Source organism: Gemmatimonadota bacterium (assembly GCA_039715185.1).
Lineage (GTDB): Bacteria > Gemmatimonadota > Gemmatimonadetes > Longimicrobiales > RSA9 > DATHRK01.
Map to the genome: position 1 here is coordinate 1 of JBDLIA010000158.1, position 3,707 is coordinate 3,707.

5 protein-coding genes are annotated in these 3,707 nt (G+C 70.2%); 2 read left to right on the forward strand and 3 right to left on the reverse strand.

Annotated features, from left to right (window positions below; genetic code table 11):
• Window positions 1–471, reverse strand: a 471-nt coding sequence (locus tag ABFS34_16045) for an SDR family NAD(P)-dependent oxidoreductase (GenBank protein ID MEN8376939.1), incomplete at its 3' end; no start/stop codon positions are given.
• Between the two features lie 488 nt (window positions 472–959).
• Between ABFS34_16045 and ABFS34_16050 the strand changes: the two genes are divergently transcribed.
• Both ABFS34_16050 and ABFS34_16055 read left to right on the forward strand, forming a co-directional pair.
• Window positions 960–1,565: a DUF4410 domain-containing protein gene (locus ABFS34_16050; GenBank protein ID MEN8376940.1), complete on the forward strand. Its 606-nt coding sequence runs from the start codon at window positions 960–962 to the stop codon at window positions 1,563–1,565.
• Between the two features lie 148 nt (window positions 1,566–1,713).
• Window positions 1,714–2,346 carry a hypothetical protein gene (locus ABFS34_16055; GenBank protein ID MEN8376941.1) on the forward strand — a complete coding sequence of 211 codons (633 nt, stop codon included), beginning with the start codon at window positions 1,714–1,716 and terminating at the stop codon, window positions 2,344–2,346.
• A 168-nt stretch (window positions 2,347–2,514) separates the two neighbouring features.
• On the opposite strand, the gene ABFS34_16060 is transcribed toward ABFS34_16055, so the two are convergent.
• Window positions 2,515–2,895: a PIN domain-containing protein gene (locus ABFS34_16060; GenBank protein ID MEN8376942.1), complete on the reverse strand. Its 381-nt coding sequence runs from the start codon at window positions 2,893–2,895 to the stop codon at window positions 2,515–2,517.
• A complete protein-coding gene (locus ABFS34_16065; protein MEN8376943.1) occupies window positions 2,892–3,179 on the reverse strand; it encodes a type II toxin-antitoxin system prevent-host-death family antitoxin in 288 nt (95 codons plus the stop codon). Before ABFS34_16065 ends, ABFS34_16060 begins: the two co-directional genes overlap by 4 nt.
• Window positions 3,180–3,707: the final 528 nt, after the last annotated feature.

Sequence of the window (3,707 nt, forward strand, 5' to 3'; positions counted from 1 at the left end):
GGCCTTGAGCACGCCGTACGGTCCCTCGAAGGCTCCGGCCTCGCGCGCGGCCACCGAGGACACGATGACGATGGACCCCGCGTCGGAACGCTTCAGGTGTGGCAGCGCCGCCTCCACCGTGCGTACCGTGTGCAGCAGGTCCACCCCGAACGCATCGCGCCAGCCCTGCTCTCCCTCGCCGCCGCCGAGCGCGCTCACGTTGGCCACGACGATGTCGACACCGCCGAGCGCCTCGGCCGAGTCGGCCACCCACCGCTCGAGGCTCGGCCCGTCGGCGACGTCGACCGCGCTCCCGACCGCGGTCACTGCACGCGCCCGTAGGCTCTCGAGCGCCTTCTCGACGCCCTCTTCATTGCGGGCGCAGATCGCCACCGCGCAGCCCTCAGCGCCGAGGACCTCGGCTGTGGCTCGGCCGATGCCCCTGCTGCCCCCGGTGATTATCGCGCGCTTCCCGTCCAGTCCGAGATCCATCGATCGCCTCCTCGTGCTTCCTGTGGTTCGTGAAGTCCTACGCGGCCACCGAAGTCCTCCTCTCCACTCCCGCCGCCACCGGGCTCGAGGCCGACGCCAACGCCCGGTAGTGCCGCACGAACCGGTCCGACTCAGGCGCCGGCCGCGTTTCCGCGGAAACGCGCACGGTGATTCGGAGTCGGGCCACCTCTAGCCCAACCCCCCGTCACCTTCCCGGCCACGGCTACGGCGCTCACCGGGTCGAACGCGGCGACCATTTGGGCGACCGCGGCATCGCGTGACCCGAACCCCGCCGACAACGACGGCACCGCTCCCGGGCACTCGGCCTGCCTGCCCTCACTAGGACGAACAGGAGCGCGCGCTCGAGCGGACGTCGCGCCCCCTACGTAGCCTGGACCTCACGCCTACGTAGGGCGCGGTCGCGGGCTCAGTCGTCTCATGCTGCAGACTGGGGGAGAACCGATTGTGGCCCCACGCGGAGAGACACCATGAAGCCCCTGACGGTAGTCGGAGCGATGGCCCTGACGGTCGCGAGTTGTGCGACGAGCTCCAGCTTCGAGCTCACAGTCCCGCCCGCGACCCACCCGAAACGATTCACGGCAGTCGAGGTGGCGCCCATCACGTCGGACTGGGTTCCCGACGATGGCCTGTGCCCTGCTGCGAACAGCCCGGACTGGGATCCGACCTGTTCGAGCGAGTCGGTGTTGGTCGAGATCGGGTCGGCGATCCGACGCGGCATCATCGACGAGCTCACTGGCTCGGGCGATTTCGCACTGGTGGTGTCGGAGCTGGATCCGGCGCCGGGAGCGGTCCTGATTTCGTGCTCGATCGTGGAGTTCGATGAAGGGAGCAGGTTCACCCGTTGGTTCGTCGGCTTGGGGGCCGGCAAGGCACAGTTGAAGATGGCCTGCGGGTTCACCGACCTGACCGACGCTCAGCCGTACGCCGAAGGGCTCTTCAGCGGCGAATTGAAAGGCGGTTTCTTCGGAGGGGAGGCCGACGCGGGGACGATGGGTAGGGAAGTGGGAGAAGCGATTCGACGCTTCCTGCGCACGGGACTGGCGGACGCACGTTGCGCCAAGTGCGGTGGGTGAGCCCGAGGGGGTGAGGCGTAAATCGGCCGCGCCGCCTACGTAAGCCGGCCGGTCTCCCTACGTACTCTCCGCGACCTGCCTGCGCCCGCCTGCAGCGCAGATTGCAGGTCACGAACGGCACACGAAACCTGCACGCTGGAGAAGCGCCATGCGCGGCTTGATCCTGGTACTCGCGATCGTCTCGCTGTTTGGGCAGACCACCATCGCGCCTGCGGAGGCGCAGGCGCCGTCCTCCTCGCTGGTGGGCGAGCGCGTCCGAGTGACGGTGGGTCCGGCCGGGCCCGAGGGCCCATCCGGAGAGGGGGCGGTGAGCGGGGCGCCGTTCGCCGCCTCCCAGGCCGCCTCGACGGGCGTGCTGATCGGCCGCCTCGTGAGCATCGAGGCCGACCGCCTGCTGCTGACGGACGAGTCGGGGGCGCCGGCGGAGATCGCGCTGTCCGACGTGGAGAGGCTCGAGCTCAGCGTCGGCCAACACCGGAACATGGGCAGAGGGGCTTTGATCGGAGGATTGGTCGGGGCAGCGGTCGGAGGGGTGGCCGGGGTGATCGAAGGAAGCAAATGCGAGGGGGATTTCGTCTGCTTTGGTGCTGGAGGCGGCGCTTTGTTTGGCGCCGTGGGAGGCGGAGGGATCGGCGTCCTGCTCGGGGGCGCCATAGGAGCAGCGGTGAAGTCCGAGCGCTGGTCCGAGGTTTCCAGCCAGCGCTGGGGTTTCACCGTCCAGCCGAGGCGCGGCGTCCCGTCTGGGCGGGGAGTCGAGATCGGCTTGCGGGTCGCCATGTAGGTGGCGGCGCACTGCAGCCGCCGACCTTTTGCCGGAGAGAACGGCGGTCCGCGGCGGGCGGCGGGCCGTCGGCCGTGGTGGGGAGAAGCTCTAGGCGCGGGATCGAACGGCCGCGTTTCCGCGGAAACGTCCCCGGGGGCTATTCCGCTTCGCGCTCGGCTTGTCGAGTCACACGTCGAAGCCCAGCTTCCGCGCCACCTCGAGCTGGCGGCCGTCGGCCGTAATGAAGGCCATCTCGCCCGGATCGGGCGACAGATACAGGGCGCAGGCAACGTGCCAGAGGTCTGCGCCCCGCAGGTAGCCGGCGGCGAGCGCCTGGCGGCACTCGGCGCTGAGCGGGCGATCAGGCAGGATCCAGCTGAAGCCGGCGAGCAGGTCGGCGTCGAGGTCGACCTCCTCGCGCGCGAACGCGGCCCTCAGCTCGGCCTCCAGCAGGTTGCTCGTGACCAGTTCGTCGAACCCGCCGAGGCGCCGGGCCAGCGCCGCGCCGCCGCGCTCCCCGAAGGCGACAGCGACGACGCTCGAGGTGTCGACGTAGGCGACCCTCACTCGCGCTCCCCCAAGAAGCGCTCGAGTGCCCCCGGGCGCCGCTTCACCAGGGCCGGGCTAGGCCTCCGGGTACGGGCGGCCAGCCGCGACGACGCCCTACGCAGGACCCCCGCGCGCTCGAGCCTCTCCAGCCTGCCCGACAGCCCTCGTTCGGCTGCGATGGGCCTGATCTCGGCTACCGGCTCGCCGCGATAGGAGATGGTCACCGTTCGACCCTCCCGCACCCGGCGCAGAATCTCGGAGAAGCGGGCCTTGGCATCGTACGTCGAGTAGATATCTGACATGAAAAGCAATCTAACTAGTCAGACTGGTCAGATCCATGGGGAACGGAGTCAGTTCACCCCACCGTCACACCCCCGCCCACCCGGACTCGCTGCCCCACGTGGGCGGCGGCCTGCGCCTGCGGTCATCTTCGGCTGGGGCTACGGCGGCCAGCACGTGTTCATCGTGCCCGCGCTCGACCTCGTCGTGTCGACCAACTCCTGGAACCCCGACGGGACGACGCGCGGGTTCGAGATCTTCGAGGCGGTGCTGGAGGCTGTGCGGTAGGGGCGGGCCGAATCGCCGCCCGCCCCCCCCGGCACGGCCCGCCGCGGCCGCGGGACGGTCAAGCAGTCGCCCGCAGCGCCTCCAACGCCCAGCCCCAATCGACCCTCCCTCCCGTCCCCAGAGGGAGCGTGGTCTCATGGTCGATCGTTCTTTGCCCGTGCCAGCGCGCCAGCCACGTCATCCTGTCCGCGGGCGGCGGCACTGGCCGCCGTGCCGCTCCCGGTCGTGCGCAGTTCCACGCGAAAGCCGCCCTCGTGCACCAG